Origin of the sequence: Mangrovactinospora gilvigrisea, from assembly GCF_001879105.1 — a bacterium.
Taxonomy (GTDB): Bacteria; Actinomycetota; Actinomycetes; order Streptomycetales; family Streptomycetaceae; genus Mangrovactinospora; species Mangrovactinospora gilvigrisea.
Genome location: NZ_MLCF01000042.1, coordinates 26,682 through 46,356 on the forward strand (window position 1 = coordinate 26,682; position 19,675 = coordinate 46,356).

General features: G+C 70.8%; 19 protein-coding genes and 1 pseudogene. 7 read left to right on the plus strand and 13 right to left on the minus strand.

Annotation, left to right across the window (positions count from 1 at the left end; genetic code table 11):
- Positions 1-21: 21 nt before the first annotated feature.
- The 11 genes from BIV57_RS09030 to BIV57_RS09080 form a co-directional block, all read right to left on the minus strand.
- Positions 22-1,218 (minus strand): site-specific integrase, encoded by a 1,197-nt coding sequence (locus BIV57_RS09030; RefSeq protein WP_071656171.1) that lies wholly within the window; start codon positions 1,216-1,218, stop codon positions 22-24.
- Positions 1,219-1,292: 74 nt separating this feature from the next.
- Positions 1,293-1,532, minus strand: coding sequence for a helix-turn-helix domain-containing protein (locus tag BIV57_RS09035; RefSeq protein WP_071656172.1), 240 nt, complete (start codon positions 1,530-1,532; stop codon positions 1,293-1,295).
- A gap of 451 nt (positions 1,533-1,983) precedes the next feature.
- Entirely contained in the window at positions 1,984-3,462 is a 1,479-nt protein-coding gene (locus BIV57_RS09040) for an ATP-binding protein (protein ID WP_071656194.1), read from the minus strand.
- A gap of 2 nt (positions 3,463-3,464) precedes the next feature.
- Positions 3,465-4,322, minus strand: coding sequence for a bifunctional DNA primase/polymerase (locus BIV57_RS09045; RefSeq protein ID WP_419185695.1), 858 nt, complete (start codon positions 4,320-4,322; stop codon positions 3,465-3,467).
- 83 nt (positions 4,323-4,405) lie between these two features.
- Positions 4,406-4,885 carry a hypothetical protein gene (locus tag BIV57_RS09050; RefSeq protein ID WP_071656173.1) on the minus strand — a complete coding sequence of 160 codons (480 nt, stop codon included), beginning with the start codon at positions 4,883-4,885 and terminating at the stop codon, positions 4,406-4,408.
- 191 nt (positions 4,886-5,076) lie between these two features.
- Positions 5,077-7,191 (minus strand): cell division protein FtsK, encoded by a 2,115-nt coding sequence (locus tag BIV57_RS09055; protein WP_071656174.1) that lies wholly within the window; start codon positions 7,189-7,191, stop codon positions 5,077-5,079.
- Between the two features lie 13 nt (positions 7,192-7,204).
- Positions 7,205-7,582: an RRQRL motif-containing zinc-binding protein gene (locus BIV57_RS09060; RefSeq protein ID WP_071656175.1), complete on the minus strand. Its 378-nt coding sequence runs from the start codon at positions 7,580-7,582 to the stop codon at positions 7,205-7,207.
- Positions 7,582-8,433, minus strand: coding sequence for a DUF2637 domain-containing protein (locus tag BIV57_RS09065; protein ID WP_071656176.1), 852 nt, complete (start codon positions 8,431-8,433; stop codon positions 7,582-7,584). The genes BIV57_RS09060 and BIV57_RS09065 overlap by 1 nt, the downstream gene beginning before the upstream one ends.
- On the minus strand, positions 8,430-8,879 hold the full coding sequence (locus tag BIV57_RS09070) for a Pycsar system effector family protein (RefSeq protein WP_071656177.1): 450 nt from the start codon (positions 8,877-8,879) through the stop codon (positions 8,430-8,432). The genes BIV57_RS09065 and BIV57_RS09070 overlap by 4 nt, the downstream gene beginning before the upstream one ends.
- A complete protein-coding gene (locus BIV57_RS09075) occupies positions 8,876-9,139 on the minus strand; it encodes a DUF6284 family protein (RefSeq protein WP_071656178.1) in 264 nt (87 codons plus the stop codon). Before BIV57_RS09075 ends, BIV57_RS09070 begins: the two co-directional genes overlap by 4 nt.
- A gap of 107 nt (positions 9,140-9,246) precedes the next feature.
- Positions 9,247-9,447: a hypothetical protein gene (locus tag BIV57_RS09080; protein WP_071656179.1), complete on the minus strand. Its 201-nt coding sequence runs from the start codon at positions 9,445-9,447 to the stop codon at positions 9,247-9,249.
- A gap of 502 nt (positions 9,448-9,949) precedes the next feature.
- Between BIV57_RS09080 and BIV57_RS09085 the strand changes: the two genes are divergently transcribed.
- From BIV57_RS09085 to BIV57_RS26745, 3 genes are read left to right on the plus strand one after another with little or no spacing between them, the layout of a single operon-like run.
- A complete protein-coding gene (locus BIV57_RS09085) occupies positions 9,950-10,738 on the plus strand; it encodes a GntR family transcriptional regulator (RefSeq protein ID WP_071656180.1) in 789 nt (262 codons plus the stop codon).
- Complete coding sequence (locus tag BIV57_RS09090; RefSeq protein WP_071656181.1) at positions 10,735-11,391, plus strand: YdcF family protein; 657 nt, start codon at positions 10,735-10,737, stop codon at positions 11,389-11,391. The genes BIV57_RS09085 and BIV57_RS09090 overlap by 4 nt, the downstream gene beginning before the upstream one ends.
- Positions 11,392-11,427: 36 nt before the next feature.
- Positions 11,428-11,853 carry an HIT family protein gene (locus tag BIV57_RS26745; protein WP_071656182.1) on the plus strand — a complete coding sequence of 142 codons (426 nt, stop codon included), beginning with the start codon at positions 11,428-11,430 and terminating at the stop codon, positions 11,851-11,853.
- A 415-nt stretch (positions 11,854-12,268) separates the two neighbouring features.
- Here the strand turns inward: BIV57_RS26745 and BIV57_RS09105 are convergent, their stop codons facing one another.
- Positions 12,269-12,769 (minus strand): TIR domain-containing protein, encoded by a 501-nt coding sequence (locus tag BIV57_RS09105; protein ID WP_071656195.1) that lies wholly within the window; start codon positions 12,767-12,769, stop codon positions 12,269-12,271.
- 991 nt (positions 12,770-13,760) lie between these two features.
- On the opposite strand from BIV57_RS09105, the gene BIV57_RS09110 reads away from it, so the two are divergent.
- The 4 genes from BIV57_RS09110 to BIV57_RS09125 all read left to right on the plus strand — a co-directional run bounded on the left by BIV57_RS09110 (position 13,761) and on the right by BIV57_RS09125 (position 18,401).
- A complete protein-coding gene (locus tag BIV57_RS09110) occupies positions 13,761-14,261 on the plus strand; it encodes an eCIS core domain-containing protein (RefSeq protein WP_071656184.1) in 501 nt (166 codons plus the stop codon).
- Positions 14,262-14,577: 316 nt separating this feature from the next.
- Positions 14,578-15,192 (plus strand): helix-turn-helix transcriptional regulator, encoded by a 615-nt coding sequence (locus tag BIV57_RS09115; RefSeq protein ID WP_071656185.1) that lies wholly within the window; start codon positions 14,578-14,580, stop codon positions 15,190-15,192.
- 90 nt (positions 15,193-15,282) lie between these two features.
- A complete protein-coding gene (locus BIV57_RS09120; protein ID WP_071656186.1) occupies positions 15,283-15,915 on the plus strand; it encodes a Pvc16 family protein in 633 nt (210 codons plus the stop codon).
- Positions 15,915-18,401 carry an ATP-binding protein gene (locus BIV57_RS09125; RefSeq protein ID WP_071656187.1) on the plus strand — a complete coding sequence of 829 codons (2,487 nt, stop codon included), beginning with the start codon at positions 15,915-15,917 and terminating at the stop codon, positions 18,399-18,401. Before BIV57_RS09120 ends, BIV57_RS09125 begins: the two co-directional genes overlap by 1 nt.
- Positions 18,402-18,421: 20 nt before the next feature.
- Here BIV57_RS09125 and BIV57_RS25055 read toward each other — a convergent pair.
- Positions 18,422-19,675: pseudogene (locus tag BIV57_RS25055) on the minus strand (hypothetical protein); the annotation flags it as partial.

Here is a 19,675-nt window from a genome sequence, read left to right on the forward strand (position 1 = left end):
CGGGGAGCCACCCGGAAACGATCAGCCCTCCTCTGCCGGTGCCGTCTCCCCTTCCTCGTCGCCGTAGTTGAAGATCGAGTCCATGGCCCCGGCGCCCTCGGTGATGACCGGCCGGAGCTGCTTCCGGTAGACGGCCTCCGTGGTGGCCGTGCTGCTGTGGCCGACCACTCGGGCAATGACCTCCAGCGGGATGCCGTGGTCCGAAAGCAGGGACACGAAGCTGTGCCGCAGCTCCCGGGGCGTCCACTCCGGCGCGAGCCCGGCCCGCTTCACGATGGCTCGGAAGCCGCGGCGGACGTGGGACGCGTCCAGCGGGGTGCCGACGGTCGACGCGAACACCAGGTCGTTCTCCGCCCAACGCTCCCCCGCCGCGACGCGCCGCCAGCCCTGATCGACCCGGTGGTTCTCCAGAACCGCCACCACCTGTTGCGGGAGAGCGAGCGTCCGCCTGCTCTTCCGCGTCTTGGTGTCGCCGTGCCGGCGGACCGACCGCCATACCTCGATGTGCGGCGGGATGTCCCCGACCGGGTGCAGGTGGACGTGATCCCAGGTGAGGGGTCGTGCCTCCTCGGTGCGCACCCCGATGAGCAGCGACACCACGATGTACGCGTGCAGGATGCTCCCCCGCGCCGCCATGAGCACGGCCTTGGCCTGCTCCAAGGTGAGCGCCTTGCTCGGACGGCCGGGCCGCCCGTCCGGAACGGTGACCAGCTCAGCGACGTTGCGCATCACTTTGTCTCGCTTCTGCGCATGGGTGATGGCTCGCCGCAGCACACCAAGTACCTCGCGAAGTGAGCGCGTCGCCAGGTAGTCCGCGCGGTCGTCCAACCAGTCGTCAAGGTCGTCCGCGGTGAGGTCTCGGAGCTTCGCCTTGCCCAGCATCGGCAGGATGTGGTTCTCCGTCAGGCTCCGGCACTTCTTGACGGTCTCCGGGTCGCGGCCCTTGAACCCGCGGGCAAGATAGTCCTCGATCGTGTCGGACACGGTGTAGTTGGCGGGGGTCTTCACCCCGCTCTCCATCTCCTTTCTGAGGTCGCGCAGCTTGCGGCGAACCTCCGTCTTCGTCTTCCCGGTGACCTTCGGTCGGCGCCTCTTCCCCGAGGGGGTGAAGCCCAGGGACATGGCGCCCACGTACGTGTTCTTGGACGCGTCCCAGTAGATCGAATCCTCGCCGTTGCCTGCCTTGTGTGAGCGCTCCGGCTCCGGGGTCTCGGTCATGTGCTGGTGATGCCTCTCAACGAGCGGAGCCGCGCCCTGTGGGGGACGCGGCTCCGTGAACGGATGGGGTTGGATCAAGCGACGGCCTGATCTGCTTCGCGCTTGAGGAGATCGATGTACTCCTCGATGTACTCGGTCGGCACAAGCCGCCGGCGTCCCACGCGAACGGTGCGGAGGCGCCCGAGACGGATCTCCTCGTATGCGGTGGAGCGCTTCACCCCGATGAGGTGAGCGGCGACCTCTACACGGTGCAGCCGCGGCGCCAGGTCCAGAGCCACGGCCTCATCAGCGGCGGAGAGCATGGGCGTGCTCATCTGCAGGACTCCCTGATGGGTTGTCAGGTATCGGGCCGCGGGCCCGCACCTGTCCTAAGCGCGGATTTCTGCGTCACTACGTTATCTGCGTCAGCCGAGTCTCTGACCTGCACCGTTGCGTGACATGGTTGCCCGGTGCTGCGTCATCCCTGCGTCACGGCCTGCGTCATCGCGTGACGCAGGTGACGCACGATGACGCAGCGTCCAACCGTCTGCGTCACGGCCGTAGCCGCAGGCCAGATGCGAATTCCGGCGCCCGGTGACGCAGGTGACGCAGGATTCCCTCTCTTAGGAAAGAGCGAGAGGTGATGTCTGTAGTCGTGCGCGACTCAAGACGAGAATGAGGAGCCGCTTCGCGGCGCTCTCCTCGGGCGGCGCTGCGCGCCGAACAGCAAGAGGAGCACCCGGGCGCGCGGTGCTCTTCTTGCTTGTCCGGAGCGGTGAGCGCCGGTCAGAAGGCTTCCTGCTGACGCTCGGTCGGTGGCGGCGCCGGCGGCCGGGCCAGCTCGACGTACCGGGCCGTCCGGGTGCGGCCCCAGTCGACCAGCACGCCCCGGGCCGCCAGGGTGGGTTGGAGCCGCTTGAGCCGGTCGGAGAGCACCTTGCCGGTGGTGGGCCAGCCCTTGGGCAGTGGACGGCATTCCTCGCCCGCGTAGAGCTTCGTGAGGCCGTGCAACCACTCCGCGGACGTCATCCGCTCCGACGCTCCCGGCGCCAGGCTCTCGGCGTGCTGGAGAACGGTCTGCGCCAGTAGGTCGCCCTCGATGACGTCGTCGTTCAGCTCATCCAGGCACGCCCGGTACGCCATCAGCGCGCCCAGCCCGGTGGCCGCGTCCAACTGGGCGCACAGGTGGGCGAAGTCCGCCATCCGCAGGTCCGTCGGGGTCTCGGCCTCGGCGGCGCGGACCTTGACCGTCAGGTCCAGAATCGACCCGAGCACGACGGGGAGCACCTCTTCGAACTCCGCCCACAGCTCCGCCTCGGTCCGCCGGACGGTGGGGCGTTCCAGCCGCAGCGGCAGGAGCCGTTCGGCCAGGTCCGGGCGGATCACGCCGACGTCGATGCCGGTCAGCAGCAGCGGACGGCGGTAGCGGGAGCGGTGGACGTCCCCGTCGGTGAACAACGCGCGCTTGACGTCCTCGGCGCCGGTGACGATGCAGCACATCGCGTCCGACATGGTCACGCTCATGTGCGAGAGGTTGTCCAGGGCGGTGACCCATCCGGCCGCTACTGCGGTGATCAGGGCCTCCTCGTCTTTCGGGGCGCGGCGCAGGTCCCCACTCATGCCCTCGATGATCCGGGTGAGCATCCGGCCGCCGGTGGACTTGCCCGCGCCCTGCGGGCCGGTCAGGAACGGGGCCGGGACGGGTACCGACGGCCCGAGGCAGCCCACCAGCCAGGCCACCGCGAGGCACTCGCTCTCCGCCCCGGCGAAGTTGCACAACCTGAGCAGCAGATCGAGGCCCTTGCCGTCGGTGTCCTTCGCCGGGAGCGGCAGTTCGCCGGTGAGCTGGGTGCGGCGCCAGCAGACTTCCTGCGGGTCGGGGACGGCGAGGTCCCAGCCGTCCGCATGGATGCGGACCGACTGCCCGTCGGTGCGGCCCAGGTCCAACCAGGTCGCGCCGTCGAAGCCGGGCGCCACCCGGATGTGCACCTGCTGCACCTGCTGACCCATCGCCAACGCCTCGATCAGGTCCAGCGCTTCCTTCAGCGCGGTCCCGCTGAACGCCCCGTGCCCGTCGGTGAACAGCCCGACCATGAGTTCCTGCCGGTGGCTGCCGGTGGTGCCCTGGGATCGGATCGGCCGGGCCACCGGGTGGCCGTTGCGCTGGGCGTAGACGGTGCCGTCGGCGGTGCGGAAGTACCGGAAGTGCTCCCGCGCGTAGTCGGCAATGATCTCGCGCCCGGACGCCTTCTCCTCCTCGGCCATGGTCACACCCCCAGCCGGGAACGGGCGTTGGTCCACGCATCCGTGCAGTGCCGCGGCGTCTCGCCCTTGGCCTGCGCGGCGGTGAACAGGCGCGCCACGTGCGCGTCGGTCAGGCAGCCGCACCGGCCGTGCGTGGCCAGCACCGCGAGGAACGTTGCGTAGACGGTGGCGTGCACGGCACTCCGGGCGGCGGTGATGCGCTGCTCGGCCATGGCGATGCCCCGTTCGAGGTAGACGGGGGTGCGGTGCGGGCACACCCCGTTTCCGGACGGCGCGGACACGGTGACCGCCCGGGGCGGCGCGGGGGCCGCCTTGACCGCCAGCTCCCGCACTGCGGTCGGCAGCGCGGCCAGGGTGCCGGCGCCGGGACCGAGCCACCGCGCGTAGGCCATCGTCGACTTGAGGTCCACGCCGGGCCGGACGGCGTTCACCGACCGCATGGCGCCCCGGTAGAGCCAGTGCTCCCCGCGCGTGGTCACCACGGTCCGGGTGGCCGGCAGACTCGCGCGAGCCCACGCGACGGCCGCAGCGTCATCGAGGTCCACCACGGTCAAGTCGGCGCCGCCGGGGTGGTAGGCCACCGCGGCAGCCTGCCGCCAACCCGGCGCCCACTCGGGGGAGCTGAGGACGTCCGGGTCAGTGGTGGCGGCAGCCCAGCCATGGCACGGCCGCGGGCAGCGGCACGGGCCCGCGCAGAGCATCACCGGCCGCCCGCCGCACGCATTGTCCCGGCAGGCCGGGCAGTTGCCCAACGGCCGCTTGCCGCGCCCCAGCGGCAGCACCGGTAGCCCGGTTGCCGCGAGCGTGAGCGAGGTATCCAGCAGGGTCCTCATGGCGCGGACGAGGGTGGGATACGTCATGCTGGGAGACCTCCTGAGATCTCTTGCAGGGAGCGGGAGGAACGGGCGGGCCGGACTTTGGCGAGGCGGCCCGCCCAACCGCGTCAGCGGTGGTTGACGGTGCCGGACGCGCGGCCGAACATGCCGCGGCTGTGGATGTGCTGGGTGACGTGCACCGGGCCGGAGCCGGAACGGCGAACCGACCACGCGACGGCGCCCACGGCGCCCGCGGCCACCAGCGCAACCGCCGCCCACAGGGCGTTGGTGATGGCCAGCAGCCCGGGGACGGCCAGGGACAGGCCGATGCCGGCCGCGCCGATGCCGAGTCCGACGGTCGGCGCCAGCAGGGCGGTGGTTTTGGCCCACCGCGGGACCGGCCGCGGCGCCTCGGGAGCGGGCGGCGGGGTGGCCGGGGCGAGGGTGTAGCCGGTGACGATGCGGCCGTCCGGGAGCTGGACGCTGGCGACGTCCGGCAGACCGGACGGGAGCACCACCGCGGGCGGTGCCGGATCCGGTATCGGCGTCGGGCGGACGACGTCCGCGGCCACCGCCGGGTGCTCCGGGAAGAGGTCGTGCGCAGACATGCGGAATCCCTCCGGGGGTGTGTCAGGGAGGCTGCACCACCCCCTACCGGGGGCGTGCAGACGGGGTTTCCGGGCCTCTGACCTGCACGCCTCCCTGACTCCCTGACCGATCGTCAGTGCAGGTGAGGGGCAGGAATGCGGGCCAGGGAGGGAGGCAGGGAGTTCTCCCTGCCTCCCTGTGCCGGCAGCGGCTACGCCGGACCGGAAGCGGAATCCTCCGGGGACCGGTTGGCGAGTGCCCGCGCGAGCCGCTCGCGAGCGATGACCATGCGGCCGTCGGACTTGTAGGGCTCCGCACCGGTGCCCTCCAACACCCGCTTGAGGTTCAGGAAGGTCCAGGTGTTGTAGAACCCGGAGTCCAGCGTGTTGAGCCGCTTGAGGACGTCCTGCGTCAGCACGCGGGTCGCGGTCCCGACCACGGTGGCGATGTCCGCGAGCGGGTCGCGCTGCTCGCCGCGGTCCAGCGTGCGGGCGGTGTCGACGCCGTCGCGCAGCGCCTTGGCACGGTCCGCGATCACAGTCGCCTCGTCAGTGTCGATGTAGTGCGTCCGCACGGTGATCGAGGACTGCCCGGCCGGGATGTCGATGCCGGCCGAGGAGACCACGAGCGTGCCCTTGTCCAGTCCCTGCCGCAGCAGGTGCGGGGCGGCGCCGCCGTCCACGGCCTTGTCGCCCAGCGCCATCCGGGACTGCGACTCCGACCCCAGCGCGAGCGAGGCGCGGGTGTGGGCGCCCTCCCGGACCAGCTTGGGCAGGTTCTGATCGGTGGGGTCCTGGGTGCCCTGCCACAGCAGCACGTTGACGGCCCGCCCCTGGTTGTGAATCTTGCGGGCGGCCATGAAGTACCGGGACGTGGCCTTGGACCCGCCGTAGGGGTTCTTCGCCTCGTCCTTCACCGGGCACATGAACGCCTGCTGCGCCTCGTCCACGATCAGGATCAGCGGGGGGAAGTCGGTCCCCTCCGGAGACTGCAAGCGGCGCTCCATCTCCGCCACCCCGCGCTCAAGCATCTCGGTGGCCTCGATGCAGTGCTCATCGGTGGGCCCCTCGATCAAGACTGCGGCGAGGTTCAGGAACATCCGCCAGTCACCGACCCCCTTGAGGTCCGCGATCCAAAACTCCGCCCGCGGGTCCATCGCCAGCCACAGCGCCAGGGCCCGCAGCGCGGCCGTCTTGCCCTGGTTGGACAACCCCGTGATCAGCAGGTGCAGTTGGAACAGGCCCAGCAGCGCCGCGTCCCCGCGCAGGTCCTGGCCCCACGGCGCCCGGCCCTTGATGTAGTCGGCCCGCAGGGTCTCATCGGTGACCAGCGGAGACCGCCCGATCGGCTCGTCCAGTGCGCCGGAGTCCGCGATCCACAGCCGCACGGTACGCGGGGCGGGCGGGATGGTGATGAACACCTCGTGCTCGTGCCGGCCGAGGTTCTCCGCCAGCTTGCGGCGCCGGTTCTGCACCTCGGTCGTGGTCACGCCGGACGGGAGCGTGACGTCCACCTCGACCCCGCACCCGGCAATCTTGATCAGGGAGAGCATCGCGGCGCCCGCATCCCCCATCTCCTTGATGGCGGTGCGCATCGGGGCGATGCCGAGATCGTGCATGGCCTTGACCACGATGGACGGGGTGATCGGGTCCCCGCCGGAACGGTCGGCCGCGGGCAGCGTCCAGTTGGGGGCAGCCTGCCGCTTGCGGCCCACCGCCCAGAACCCGGCGAGTGCCAGCAGCGGACCGACAGCCATGGCCGGGCCCCACACCACCGTGACGATGACGACGATCCACTTGATCGTTTCGATGGCCAGCATCAGCGGCGCGACCACGTCCGCGACGTGCTTGGTGCCGATCGCCAGGATGATGCCCAGCAGCAACAGGCCGCCGAAGGTCGCGCCGGTACCGACGAGCAGGCCCCTGGCGAGCGCTTCGGGGGCGTGCAGCAGGTCCATGCGGCGCTTGTGCCGCATCGCGCGGAAGCGCTGCCCCTGCTCGTCCCACTTCATCGCGGCCTCGTAGTCCCCGGCGACTTCCGCGGCGCGGGCGAGGCGCTCGTACCGGGCCGGGGTGCGCGACTCCCACGCCCGGCGGGTGGTGATCCGGGCCCCGCCCAGCACGTACATGCCGTTGCGGACCGCGCCGCGGCCCACGGCCCGGGTGCGCTCGTGGGTGACGGCCCACGCGATGGCATTGCGCGAGCGGGCCCACCACGGCACCCGGCCCGGGATCACCAGGGCCGGGGCGTCCGGGGTGGTGGCCGCGGCGTCCGTGGCCGAGGTGGGCGGCTCTTCCTTGAACAGGGGGACGACGTTGTTGCTCACGGTGCAGCCTCCTTCAGGGGCACGTCGGATAAGCGCAGTTCACGCAGGTCCCGAGCGACGTCGGGATGCAGTACGGGGCGACCTGGCCGCACTGCCGGCAGGTGCGGCGGGCGGTCATCGCCTTGGCCAGCGCGGCGGTGCGGCCCGGGGTCATCGGGCGGACCGGCTTGGCCAGGGCCAGGCGGTAGAGGTAGGCGACGGCCACCCCGGCGCGGCGGCGCCGGGAGCGGCGCATCACCTGAGCGGCTATCGGCTGTCCTCCCGGCCGTAGCCCGCGGGCCCGAAGCTGACGACGCGTCGCCAGCCCATCCGGGGCGAACTTCCACGGGTAGGTGGGGACTCCGTAGCGCGCGCCGGAAGGGTCGTAGCAGCGCCCGAACGTCGGCGACATCAGGCAGCCTCATCCTTGGACGCGTCGTCGGTCCGCTCGGCGCGAAGGGTGTCGCGCAGGGTTCGGGCCTTGGCCGCGGACGTGTGGACGGCCCGGCGGATGCCCTCGGCAGTCAGCGCGTCGTCCGCCCAACCGGCCGTCGCGGTCCGCGCCTCGTCCAGCAACTCGTCCGGGGTGCGGGTCGGTCGGGTCGACCGGGCGGCCGCTGGTACCCGACCGGTCGCCCTGCGGACCGGGGCCGACTGTGCGGCCACGGCCCGGAGCGGAGTCGGCTCGGGCGCGTCTTCGGCGTCCGCGGACGGCTCCGGGGAGTCCAGCGGTGCGGGTTCCTGCGGGAGCGCGGCCGTGGTCGGCGCGCCCAGGTCAGGCGCCGACCGATCCGGCACGGGAGCCGGTTCGACGGGCGCGGCCGATGCTGGCGCGGGGCGGTGGTGCAGCACCTTGGCGACCAGATCGGACCCGAAGTAGATCGACCCGACCGGCAGCGAGGTGGCCAGCAGGACGAGCGTCCAGTTGGCCGGGCCCCACGAGGCGAGTCGACCCCAGTCGACGACGTGGGTGTGCAGGGCCGGGGTCAGCCCGTGGACGTAGTTCAGTCCGAGCGAGGCGGTGGTGTAGGTGCCCAGCACCCGCCGCGCGGACCGCCGGTCATCGCCGGTGAGCACGAGCGTGGCGACCAGGGCCAGGGCCATCAGGCCGTCGACCACGAAGGGGTACAGCAGGGCCGCGGTCGGGTCGGCGCCGGTGGCGCGGGCCACGTCCCGAAGTGCGTTCCAGGAGACGCGGAATGCCATCGCGACCACGGTCGCCAGCGCCAGGGTCAGCAGGGCCTTGCCCTTGATGCGGGTCATGCCGCACCTCCGGCGACGATCAGAGCCGCTGCCGTCAGGAGCAGACCGCCGGCACAGACCAGGTCCACCGCCCGGCGCAGGCGGGCAAACTTCGCCACGGCGATGCGGGACAGGGCGGCGATGTGCTGGGAGCGCTGGTCGCCCTCCAGAGCGGCGCGGATGTCATGGGCGGTCAAGGTGGCCCACAGCGGGAAGCCGACGCGGCCCCCGAGGTTCGGGCGGACCGCCCGCAGCAGCAGCCCGGCCGCGGCAGCCAGCGCTGCCATGCCGGCCGCGCCCGTGCTGATGGCGGCGGTGTTCGGGTGGATCCCGGTTGCGACGGTCCACACGCCGGCGAGAACGGCGCCGATGAAGGCCAGCAGCAGCCCGATCTTGTTGTCGGTGCGGGCGATCTCGGCCTTGACGTCTGCCAACGCGGCAGTCAGGTTCTGATCCCGGGTGCTCATGCTGCACCTCCGACCGGCCCGGCGGCCCGGCGGTTGGCCAGGTCGCGGCGAGCGGTCAGCGCACGGGCGTTGGCCCGGCGGATGCGCCGGATGTCCAGTTCGGACGGTGCGCGGACCAGCAGCGGCAGCATGGCGTCCAAGAGCGCGACGTCCGCGAGGATGACGGGCGACTCTGCTTCGATCGCGTCCAGTTCGGCATCCGACGGTCCGTCAACATCGGGAATGGCCAGGTACAGGACGTTCGTGCCAAGGTTCTGCATGGGTCGTGCTCCCTCGTAGTGGGACGGCCCGAAAGCGGCCCCGGTGGTGAAGCACCGGGGCCGCGCAGGCTTTGACGTGGTGTGCAGGGCGGCGCGATCGTGCGCCGTCAGGCCGCAGAGTCCGCGGCGTCACCGGAGTTGGCGAGGCGGGCGGCCTCCAACGTGGCCGCGGCGCTGGCAAGCGCGGCGTAGACGGCCGCGGCCTTCAGGTCCAACTCGGCTTCCTGCGGGCGGCGGTCCAGGCTCTGTGCCCGCTGCGCGAGCGATTCGGCTTTCCGTGCCAGCTCCGCGTGCGAAGTGCTCCTCATGGGGCGTCCTCCGTGCCCAGGCCCACCGCTGATGCGGCGGGCGTCGTGCCCCGGCCCGGCTCGAACGGGCGGCGCGCCGGTGGCGTGGCGGGGCGGGGTGGTGCCGGGCGGTGCGGTCGGCTTGGGCTCTCGGCCGCCCGCCCGAGTCCTGAGGAGGTCTCCCTCCGGCTGGACGATGAGGTGGTGCACTGCAAGGGGGACCGCGTCCCCACACTCCGGCCGTTGATCGCGGTCGCCGGGCCACCTCGCCAGTCGGGCCGAAGCCCATTGCGTCCTACCTGGCCTTTAGCGGGATTGCAGCGTCCCCGCCCTCTGCTCCACGGCGCCGGCAGATTCGGCCGAAAACGCGCAGGCCAGGGCAGCCCAACGAAGGGCCTTCCACCTGCAACATTCTTGCAGTCCTAGGACTGCGGCGTCGCTGTAATGACGATGCATCACAGTCCCAGGACTGTCAACAGTCCTGGGACTGTGTTTGACTGTCCATGTCGAGAGGAGCAGGTCAATGACGCCGAAGTGGCGGACCCTCGCGGACGAGCTGGCCGACCGGATCAGGAGCGGTGAGTTCGGCCCGGGGGAGCGGTTGCCCGAGATCCGGGACCTTGTCGAGCAGGGCAAGGGGTCCAAGTCGACGGTCCACGCCGCGTACAAGGCGTTGGAGGCCGAAGGGCTGGTGACGTCGACGCGCGGCCACGGCACGACCGTCCGACAGCGGGCCCCGCTCAAGCGAATCGGGATCGAGCGCTACGACAAGGCCAAGTGGCGCGACAGCGACGAGGTGGCGTTCATCGCGGACCGCGTCGCGTCCGGGCGCGCGTACAAGCGGGACGAGCAGACGCAGACCGTGAGCCGAGTGTCGGCCACGGCGGAGGTCGCCGCGGCGCACGGGCTGCCGGAGGGGGCCGACGTCTACGCGCGGGCACGACTCGTCAAGGAAGGCGACCAGCCGACCCACACCCTGACGAGCTACTACAGACCCGAGCATGTGGAGGGGACGCGCATCGTGGATCCGACCCCGGGACCCGCCGGCCGCGGCGGCGGCTTCCGCGTCCTCTACGACGCCGGGTACGAGATCGACCACATGCGGGAAGAGATCTTCGCGCGCGTCCCGACCCCTGATGAGGTCAAGCTCTTGAAGCTTCCGCCGGGCGAACCGGTGGTGGAGCTGCACCGCACGACATTCACCGCGGACGGGACGGTGGTGGAGTACGCGATTGGCGTGCACGCCGCGTCGCGCTTCCGCTGGGCGTACGACTTCCAGGTACCCGACAGTTCGAAGGGCGGCAAGAAGTGATCTCGACTGAGGCTTGGGCCAACGCCGAAGTTCTCTGGGACTACCTCCAGATGCACCAGGAGCCGCGGCCCTGCGATGTGCTGATTGGTCTCGGCAGCCATGACCTCGGCGTGGCAGACGCCACGGTGAAGCTCTACCGCCAGGGGATGGCGCCGCTCATCGTCTTCACGGGAGCCACAAGCCCAACCACGAAGAACCGGATGCCGCGCGGTGAAGCCGTGCACTACCGGGAGCGTGCCCTTGAGCTGGGAGTCCCAGACGCCGCGATCCTCGTCGAACCCCGCGCCCGGAACACCGGACAGAACATCGAGTTCTCTCGTCAGCTTTTGGAAGACTCTAATATATCGGTGTCCTCCGTGCTTCTGGTAAGCAAGCCATACGAGGAAAGGCGTTCCTTCGCAACCGCGACTGAGCTGTGGCCTGAGGCGAAGTACAACTCAGCGTCCGCGCGAGTAGCCTTCGCTCCGTACACTAAGGCAATCGGCGATGCTCACCTGGTCATCGATATGATGGTGGGCGCCTTGCAGCGTATTCTGATTTACCCATCTCAAGGTTTCATGATCAAGCAGAACGTTCCGCGTCACGTTCTTAATGCTTATGAACATCTTCGGAAAGACGGCTTCACGAGCCGCCTAGCTCTTGAAAGTAGATAAGGATCGGAAGCACGAGCCATCGAGGGGTGCACTTTAATGGAAAGCAACCAAGAATGCACATTCTGTCAAATCGCAGATCAGAAGCGGCCAGCTCACGTTGTATACGAGACCTCGACAATCATGGCTTTCTTTCCCCTGAGTCCGGCCACGAAAGGGCATACCCTCGTGGTGCCCAAATCTCACATCAAAAACTTCCTGGAACTAGACGTCGAGACTGGATCCGAAATCAGCAAGGTGGTAGTTAAGGTTGGCAGAGCCCTGCTTGCTACGCTTGCCCCGCAGGGTCTAAACGTTATTACTTCGGCAGGAGAAGCCGCTAGCCAGACTGTTATGCACCTGCACATGCACGTGGTACCTCGGTGGGAAGGTGACGCAATGGCGGACTTCTGGCCAACAAATGTGAGAGCAACTCAAAGTAGCCTAAAGCGCACCGCGGGCCTTGTTCGCGCTTACTTCAAGTAGATCGAAACTGGAATCAGGGCGAGGCCGAAGCCAATAACAACCCCATAGAAGACTTTCAGCGTTTGAGCTCCGAGTAGCACGCTTCGCCACGAGCACCGTGGATACAACTGCCGGTTGAGATACGGGGAGGTATCCATCGAAAATACAGGCACAGAAGAGTGCTCTTTCGATGCGTCAGCATAAAGCTGACGAAACAGGCGTTCTTGGCGAAGGTAGAATGCGTCAAGCCATCCGAAAGCCAACGACGGCATCAGTCCGACGGCGGCGGTCCACCAATGCAAATGCGAGCCCGCATACGCATAAATCGCGGCCGAAAGCGTTAGGCACCATCCTTTAATGGAAAAAGAATGCGATGCCTGCCTGTTGATCGTAGACTGAACGAACTCAAGATGCTTGACTCGCTCAGTCGAGAAGCCTACCAATGCTTTCTAAGCTTGATCGCATCTTCAACCCAGGATTCAAGATTCTCCGCAATCTCAGCGTAAGCGGTTCCACTCGAATAGCCCGGGTCGTACACAGGCACCAACTTGTCTAGTGAGATAGTCTGGCCGTTAGCTTTAACCGTGAGGCTAGAGAACGGATTTACACCCCTCGGTGACGTAAACCCGCTCTGATCCTTCAGGTTGTGGATGTAGACTCCCAGCACACCCTTGCCGTCGTGCCACGCTTTGAGGATCTCATAGTTGATCCACTTGCGGCCGGCCGTCTGACTTCCGATCAGGACGATATCGCAGCTCTTGCCTTGCATCTGCCCATCAATCCAACGCTGGATAGCCGCGTCGCCTTGCCTCTTAACTTCCTCCCACTCATTTGAGTTAAGGATTTTTTGACGCTCTAGGGAGCCAATCTGCTTGATTGTCTGGACACGCCAGAAATCACGCTGGTAGTGAAAAGTGTGGAAGACGTATCGAGGCACGCCAACCCCCTCGCAAAGCTCCATGGCTACGGATCAGACTCCGGAGCCCCCTCCCAGAACCTGGTGGCACGCTACCCGACGGACCCGCAACGTAGGGGGTGATTCGCCAAATCTCACGCTTTGGTCCGTAGGCCCCCTCTTGGATCACCAGCCACGACACCGTGTGCCCTGGACGTCTAGCTGCTTCTGAAAGCGACTGCAACGGTCAGGGGGCAGTACGACGGGGGTCTCGCAGGACAGCTCCCCGACATCATGGCGTGGTGTAGGAGCAGTGCTCCAGGCGGCTTCCCAGGCACACCGGCCCCGCTGACCCTAGAAGCCTCCGCGTCACGGAACAGGACTTCGAGTGTGGGTCAGTCGGCGAGCCTCGACAACCCACCGGTCTCCGTCGTCGCCTCCTCGCACGGGGAGCCAATAGGGGAGCCAACCAAGGCGGCCCGCACCGGACGGGGATGGACGACCGCGGACACACGCCCCAGGCACCGCCGCCGTGAGCCTGACGGGCGCAAGGTCACCTGGACATCTGATCGCGTTCGGGACGAAGAGGCCGTGGGTTCAAATCCCGCCACCCCGACCCGAGATCAGAGGGCCGCTCAGGAGAAATCCTGGGCGGCCCTCTGGCGTTGCCGAACGGGGGCGGGTGGCGCCGGGGACGACGCTCGCCCTGGCCGTTCGGGACCTCCTTGCCGCCCGCGCAGCTGGGCACGCAGTTGACCTCGGCGTACCTGCCGACGGCGTGCGCGGTCGGCGCGCCCCAGTCCGCCCAGACCAGGCTGCTGATGGTCACCGTGCCGTCGCCGCAGGCGAGGAGGAGGGTCTTGGGGGAGGGGACCGCCTGCCCGGCGCGGGTGTGGCGACGCTCAGCGGTGCCCAGATGCCCTCGCTCTGCCCGGAGTTGCCCCCGGGAGTGCACGGCCGGTCCTAGGTCGCGGGGCCGCCGGACGGGAGGGTGGAGGCGGCGAGGTGTGGAGCGGAACGGGAGGCCGGGCGGATGTACGCACGGGGCGAGCGGTCGGCCGCGGAGGGCGAGCGGGCGGAGCCCGCGGCCGCGAGGGCGGCCGTCGGCGGGCCGGCGGCCGGGCTTCGGGCGCTGCAGCGGGCGGCGGGCAACGCCGCCGTCGCGCGGGCCGTGGTGCAGCGGTCCGCGGTGGACGAGGTGCTGGGCGGCACGGGGCGCCCGTTGGACGCCTCGACCAGGGCGGACATGGAGCAGCGGCTGGGCGCCGACTTCGGGGACGTCCGCCTGCACACCGGCTCCGCGGCGAACGCGTCGGCCGCCGAGGTGGGGGCGCTCGCGTTCACGTCCGGCAACCACATCGTGCTGGGCCCCGGCGCCGGCGACCGGCACACCCTCGCCCATGAGCTGACGCACGTGGTGCAGCAGCGCCGCGGACCCGTCGCGGGCACCGACCGCGGGGACGGGGTGCGGATCAGCGATCCCTCGGACCGCTTCGAGCGGGAGGCCGAGGAGACGGCGCGGCGGGTGCTGTAGGGTCGTCCGTCACGTCCTGAGGTGGTACCCCAGGGCAACGAACCTTGCCCTTTTGTACATCGCCAACGCGCCTTACTCGAACGTCCGTTCCGAGTTGGTGCGCCCTGCGTATCCGATTCGTCAGCTTGTATTCACATCAGTCACATGAGTCCGGTGGAGAATACACCCTTGACCTGTGCATGAACCTCTAGGCGCAACCGGGGCTCCCGGGACGGCTGTCTACGATGGCAAATGGCGACCGGGTGCTGACGGGGTGTCAGCGGGGCTGGCTCGGGAGACTGAAAGGCTAGGTGGCGCCGTGGATCGCGTGCCCGTAATGGTCGACGCAGACGATCCGCTCGCCGCGGCCGGTGCCGTGGCTCAGCTTCGCGAACAGCCCGATCTTGAGATCGTCCACGCCGGAGACGGCCGCGACACCGGTCCGCTGGTGGCCGTCGTCGTCGGCGAGCAGGCCGACGAGACGGTCGTCGGACGCTGCCGCAAGCTGCTGCGCGGCAGCGGCTGCCGGGTGGTCCTGCTGGTCTCCCGGATGCGGGAGGCCGATCTGCTCCGCGTCATCGAATGCGGTGTCAGCACCGTGCTGTGGCGGCGCGACGTGACGGCCTCGCAGCTGCACGCCGCCGTGCTCGGCGCGCACCGCGGCGACGGCAGTATCCCGCCCGACCTGCTCGGGCGGCTCCTCACCCAGGTCGGCCGGATGCAGCGGACCGTCCCCGACAACCAGGGGCCGATCGGCTACGGCGGGCTCGCCGGGCGCGAGGTGGAGGTGCTGCGGCTGGTCGCCGAGGGCCTCGACACCGGCGAGATCGCCGGGAAGCTCGCGTACTCCGAGCGCACCATCAAGAACATCCTTCAGGGCCTGATGACCCGCATGCAGCTGCGCAACCGCGCGCACGCGGTGGCGTACGCGCTGCGGGAGGGGTTCATCTGACGGCGCTCCGCCGGCTCCCGCGGCTCCCGCGGTCGGGCGGATCCAGGTGGACGGCAGGTCGAGCGGCAACTTCGAGCGAGGCAGCGAAACGTGATTCATGAGGTGGACGCCGCGCTGCGCGGCGTCATCGCCGACAACGCCCTGCGCGGCAGCGGCGTCGAGGTGGCTCTGGAGGCCCCCACCAAGGAGTGGGCGGCGCGGCACAACGCCCCCACCGTCAACGCGTATCTCTACGACGTGCACGAGGACCTGGCCCGCCGCGAGGTCGGGGTGCAGGGTGTCCGGGACCAGCGCGGCGCGGTCACGGCCCAGCGCCGGCCGCCGCGGTGGTACCGGCTGAGCTACCTGGTCACGGCGTGGACGGCGCGCGCCGAGGACGAGCACCGGCTGCTCTCCGCGGTGCTCGGCTGCCTGATGCGGACGGAGACGCTGCCGGCCGAGCTGCTCGGTCCGGCGCTGAGCGGCACCGGGCTTCCGGTGCCGCTCGCGGTGGCGATGCGGGGCGATCGCGACCGGCCGGTCTCGGAGTTGTGGACGGCGCTCGGCGGGCAGCTGAAGCCGTCGCTGGACGTGGTGATCACCGCGCCGTTCCCGCTGCCGGACGAGGACGCGGCGCCGGTCGCGCTCGAACTGGAGGTGCGGGCGACGAGCGTGGACGGCACGGCGGTGGACGCGCCGCGGCGCGCGCCGCGGGACGGCTCCGCCGTGGCGGGGACGTCCTGATGGCGGATCAGCCGGCGGTGCTGGAGTCGCTGGTCGAGGCGGTGCGGACGCGGGTCGCCGCGCGGGTGGCGGCGCTCGCCGGGGACGACCCCACCGCGGAGGACCCGCTGCGCGGCCTGTACCTCACGCCGGAGGCCGCGGACCGGCTGCTCGCGGCGCCCGCGCCGGGCGCGCGGGCGGCGGGCGGGCCGGTGGTCCGGATGCCGGCGGAGACGGGTCACCGGCGGCTCGACCGGCTCTGCGCGGACTTCGGGCTGGACGGCTTCGACCGGCTCCTGCTGCTGCTGGCCCTCGCGCCCGACCTGGACCGGCGGTTCGGCCCGCTCTACGGCTACCTCAACGACGACGTCGGCCGCCGCCGTGCGACGGTCGGGCTCGCCCTCGACCTGGCCGGCGTCTCCACGCTCTCCGGCGCGGCCCGCGCGCGGCTGGCGCAGTGCGCGCCGCTGATCGAGGGCCGCCTGGTCGTCCTGGAACAGACCGACCGCCCCCTCCTGGAACGCGAACTCCGCGTCCCGGACGCGGTCACGTCCCACTTGCTGGTGGAGGAGGAAGGGCCGGAGGACGTATGGGCCGCGGACCAGCGCGGAGGCGGGCCTGCGTCGCAGGGAGACGCCGGGCGGGCGCCGCTCGCGGCGGGCGGCGCAGCCGAGTTGGCGGCCGACCGGCGGAGCGGCGGATCCACGCAGGAGACCGAAGCAGGACCGCACGGCGAGTCCGTACGGCAACCGCCCGCGTCCGCGTTGAACGGCGGGGCCGCGTCGGCGGGCGAGGCCGGGGGGGCGCCGCTCGCGGCGGGAGGCGCAGCCGAGTTGGCGGCCGACCGGCGGAGCGGCGGATCCACGCAGGAGACCGAACCGGGGCCGTGGGACGGCGGAGCAGCGCCGGGGGGAGACGCCGGGCCGCTGCGGGATGCGGATCGCCGGATTGGCGGGGCGGACCAGGACGGCGGCTCGACCGGCGACGGCGAGGCCGAGCGGGCGCCGCTCGCGGCGAGCCGCGCGAGCGAGTTGGCGGTCGGCCGGCGGGCCGACGCGTCCGCGGACGAAGGTCGGGCGGCGGCAGGGGCCTCGGGTGAGGTCGAGCTCGGGGTGCTGTTGCGGGTAAATCCTGGGCGGCCGGTGTATCTGCGGGTGCGGGGCGGAGTCGAGGAGCCGGGGGATGTGGAGCGGGTGGCCGGCGGGCTCGGGCGGGGGGTGCGGGTGGTGCATCCGGGGCGGACGGCGGAGCCCGCGGAGGCGGCCGTCGCCGATGCGCTGCGGGATGCGCGGCTCGGCGGGGACGTCCTGGTGGTGGGGCCGCTGCCGGCCGGCGGCGAGGAGCCGTGGGTGCGCGCGGTGGCCCGTCCCGCCGTGCGCGGCGCCGCCCCGGTGCCCGCCGTGCTCTTCGGCACCGCCCCCTTCGAACCGTCCTGGACGCCCGCGCACGTACTGGCGCGCACCGCCGAGGACGACGACGGCGCCGACCGCGCCGAGCTGTGGCGCGCCGCCCTCGCCGAGGCCGGCCAACGCCCGCCCGCCGACCTGGACCTGGACGCCGAGACCGCCGTGCACCGGATGGGCCCGGCCCGCATCCGCCGCGCCGCCCGCGCCGCCGCGGACCTGGCCGCCGCGGACGGCGGCACCCTGCTCGCGTCCCATCTCCACGAGGCCGCCCGCCTGCAGAACGCCTCCGGCCTGGAGCGGCACGCCCGCCGGGTGCGGCCCGCCGTCACCCTCGACGACCTGGTCCTCCCAGACGAACCGCGGGACCGCGTCCGCGAGCTGGTGCACCGCGCCGCCCACCGCCGCAAGGTGCTCCGCGGCTGGGGCATGCGCCGCGGCGGCGGACGCGGCGCCGGGGTGGTGGCGCTCTTCGCCGGCGACTCCGGCACCGGCAAGACGATGGCCGCCGAGTCCGTCGCCGGCGCGCTCGGCCTCGACCTCTACGTCGTCGAACTCGCCGCCGTGGTCGACAAGTACATCGGCGAGACCGAGAAGAACCTCGACCGGATCTTCAACGAGGCCGACAACGTCAACGCGGTGCTGCTCTTCGACGAGGCCGACGCGGTCTTCGGCCGCCGCTCCGAGGTGAAGGACAGCCACGACCGCTACGCCAACCTGGAGAGCGCCTACCTGCTGCAGCGGCTGGAGTCGTTCGACGGCGTCGCCGTCCTCACCACCAATCTGCGCGGCAACCTCGACGAGGCCTTCACCCGGCGCTTCGACGTCGCCGTGGACTTCCCGTTCCCCGACGCCCGGCAGCGCCGCGCGCTGTGGGAGAGCTGCCTGCGGCCCCCGCTGCCGTGCGCCGACGACCTCGACACCGCCGCGCTCGCCGCGGAGTTCGAGCTCTCCGGCGGCGGCATCCGCTCGGCCGCGGTGACCGCCGCCTATCTGGCGGCGGCCGGCGGCGGGACGGTCGGCGCGGCGGAGGCCCGGGAGGGCGCCCGCCGCGAGTACGCCAAGGCCGGACGGCTGGTGCCGGGCGGCGCCCTGATCGGCTGACCGCCCGCCGGGCCGGACCGCTACTGGTTGAGCTGGTTGAACGTCCAGGCCTGGTTGGGGTCGAAGCCGTTGGTGCAGTCCAGGTTGCCCAGGATGCCGGCCGCGTTGGGGCTCACCGGCAGGGTGGTCTCGTCCTCCAGGCAGCGCCCGGTCTGCTTGTTGACGAGCCGGTAGAAGTTCTGGTGCCCGTCGATCGGCTGCAGCTGCCAGCGCTCGGAGTCGGTGAGGTCGCCGCGCTGGATGCTCTGCACGCCGTCCGGGAGGCCCATGTCCTGGATGGTCTTGTCGGACGCCTGCAGCACGCTGCCGCGCCGCGACGTCGCCTCCAGCGCGACGATGCCCTTGCGGTAGCGGTGCACGGTGAAGGTGACGTCCGTCCAGGTGTCCCAGTTGCCGGTGACGAACCCGGAGCCGTCCGAGAGGTTCTTCGAGGACGACAGCACGAAGATGTTCTGGCCGCTCTGCAGCCGCACATTGCGGTCCGCGTCCTGCACCGGCTGCTGGGCGTTGGGGTTGCCGCCCCCGCCGCTCGGCTTCTTGGTCGGCGCCGCCGCGCCGGCGTCGGTCGGCGTCGGTGTCGGGGTGGCCTGCAGGGTCGGCGAGGCGCTGGGCGAGGGCACCTTCGCCGAGGGCGCCACCACCGCCCCGGCCGGGCTCGGCGCCGGCTTGGCGGTGGCCTGGCTGCTGAGGGTGGGCCGGTGGGAGAACCACAGCGCGGCGAAGATCAGTGCCAGCATCAGCAGGAACAGGAAGATCTTCGACAGCCATCCGGCGAGCAGTGCCGGTTGCAGGTACTCGCCCTTGGCGGTGACCGGCTTGGTGCCGGACCGCGCCACGTCCACGGCGTAGTCGTGTTTTTGGGCGCGGCCGGCCCACAGGAAGCGGGAGGGGCGCAGGGCCAGGCGGACGAAGGCGGCGCGGCCGGGGGCGATCTGGACGGTGTTGGGGCGGATGTCGTAGCCGAGGTCGGAGGCCTGGTCGTGGCCCTTGAGGGTGGCGGTGACCTCGGCGTTGCCCAGGTTGTCGACGGCCAGTTGGGGGCGGCCGCGCCAGCGGCCGCGGACCCGTCCGGGCAGCAGTTCGGCCTTCAGCTCGGTGAAGGGGGTGACGGTGAGGTTGCCCTCGGGGACGGTGATCTGGTCGGGGTGTTCGGCGGGGGTGATCTGCAGGGCGAAGGGGTTGGGGCCGGCGGGCACGTCGGGGGTGCGGGGCGGGGCGAGGACGACCTCGGCGGTGCCGGTGGCGTCGGGGTAGAGGCGGAGGGTGTCGGGGGT

Excerpts from the sequence above, each read along its gene's own strand:
- BIV57_RS09030 (WP_071656171.1), bottom strand. The coding sequence starts at position 1,218 with ATGACCGAGACCCCGGAGCCGGAGCGCTCACACAAGGCAGGCAACGGC.
- BIV57_RS09035 (WP_071656172.1), bottom strand. The coding sequence starts at position 1,532 with ATGAGCACGCCCATGCTCTCCGCCGCTGATGAGGCCGTGGCTCTGGAC.
- BIV57_RS09040 (WP_071656194.1), bottom strand. The coding sequence starts at position 3,462 with ATGGCCGAGGAGGAGAAGGCGTCCGGGCGCGAGATCATTGCCGACTAC.
- BIV57_RS09045 (WP_419185695.1), bottom strand. The coding sequence starts at position 4,322 with ATGACGTATCCCACCCTCGTCCGCGCCATGAGGACCCTGCTGGATACC.
- BIV57_RS09050 (WP_071656173.1), bottom strand. The coding sequence starts at position 4,885 with ATGTCTGCGCACGACCTCTTCCCGGAGCACCCGGCGGTGGCCGCGGAC.
- BIV57_RS09060 (WP_071656175.1), bottom strand. The coding sequence starts at position 7,582 with ATGTCGCCGACGTTCGGGCGCTGCTACGACCCTTCCGGCGCGCGCTAC.
- BIV57_RS09065 (WP_071656176.1), bottom strand. The coding sequence starts at position 8,433 with ATGACCCGCATCAAGGGCAAGGCCCTGCTGACCCTGGCGCTGGCGACC.
- BIV57_RS09070 (WP_071656177.1), bottom strand. The coding sequence starts at position 8,879 with ATGAGCACCCGGGATCAGAACCTGACTGCCGCGTTGGCAGACGTCAAG.
- BIV57_RS09075 (WP_071656178.1), bottom strand. The coding sequence starts at position 9,139 with ATGCAGAACCTTGGCACGAACGTCCTGTACCTGGCCATTCCCGATGTT.
- BIV57_RS09080 (WP_071656179.1), bottom strand. The coding sequence starts at position 9,447 with ATGAGGAGCACTTCGCACGCGGAGCTGGCACGGAAAGCCGAATCGCTC.
- BIV57_RS09085 (WP_071656180.1), top strand. The coding sequence starts at position 9,950 with ATGACGCCGAAGTGGCGGACCCTCGCGGACGAGCTGGCCGACCGGATC.
- BIV57_RS26745 (WP_071656182.1), top strand. The coding sequence starts at position 11,428 with ATGGAAAGCAACCAAGAATGCACATTCTGTCAAATCGCAGATCAGAAG.
- BIV57_RS09110 (WP_071656184.1), top strand. The coding sequence starts at position 13,761 with ATGTACGCACGGGGCGAGCGGTCGGCCGCGGAGGGCGAGCGGGCGGAG.
- BIV57_RS09115 (WP_071656185.1), top strand. The coding sequence starts at position 14,578 with ATGGTCGACGCAGACGATCCGCTCGCCGCGGCCGGTGCCGTGGCTCAG.
- BIV57_RS09125 (WP_071656187.1), top strand. The coding sequence starts at position 15,915 with ATGGCGGATCAGCCGGCGGTGCTGGAGTCGCTGGTCGAGGCGGTGCGG.